1 protein-coding gene is annotated in these 603 nt (G+C 71.0%); it reads left to right on the plus strand.

Going from position 1 to position 603, the window contains the following annotated elements:
• Window positions 1-357: 357 nt before the first annotated feature.
• A partial coding sequence (locus NR112_RS22230) for a hypothetical protein (RefSeq protein WP_256796466.1) occupies window positions 358-603 on the plus strand: 246 nt, incomplete at its 3' end.

The raw sequence follows: 603 nt of genomic DNA on the forward strand, positions 1-603 counted from the left end.
AGCGCCGATGGTACTGCACTGGTGACGGTGTGGGAGAGTAGGACGCAGCCGGACACACTTTGTCAGAGCGCCCCAGACGGAACTTCATTGATCCGACTGGGGCGCTCTTTCTTTTTGTGCTCGACGACACCAGAGGTGGCGCCGACCGCGGTCGGCGCGGAAGGATGACGAACATGAGTGACCAGGACGGCAACGACAGCCGAGGCGACCGACGCGACCGCGACGGCGGCCAGCGAGGTCCCGCTCGGGGCAGCGGCGCCGGCCGGAGCTCGGGGGCTCCCCGGTCGGGCGCCCCACGTTCGTCGGGACCGCGTCGCGACGACCGCGGTGGCTACCGGTCGGATGACCGTCGCTCCGGTGGCAGCAGCACTGACCGTGGCGGCTACCGCCCGTCGAGCAGTGGACGAGACGACCGTGGCGGCTACCGGTCCGATGACCGCCGTTCCGGTGGTGGTGGTGACCGTGGCGGTTACCGCTCGGATGACGGCCGCTCTAGCGGGGGCGCCGACCGTGGCTACCGCCCGTCGAGCGGTGGCAGCAGTGACCGTGGCGGCTACCGGTCGGACGACCGTCGCTCCGGTGGCAGCAGCGACCGTGGCGGCT

Source organism: Terrabacter sp. Ter38 (genome assembly GCF_024519435.1).
Classification (GTDB): domain Bacteria; phylum Actinomycetota; class Actinomycetes; order Actinomycetales; family Dermatophilaceae; genus Terrabacter.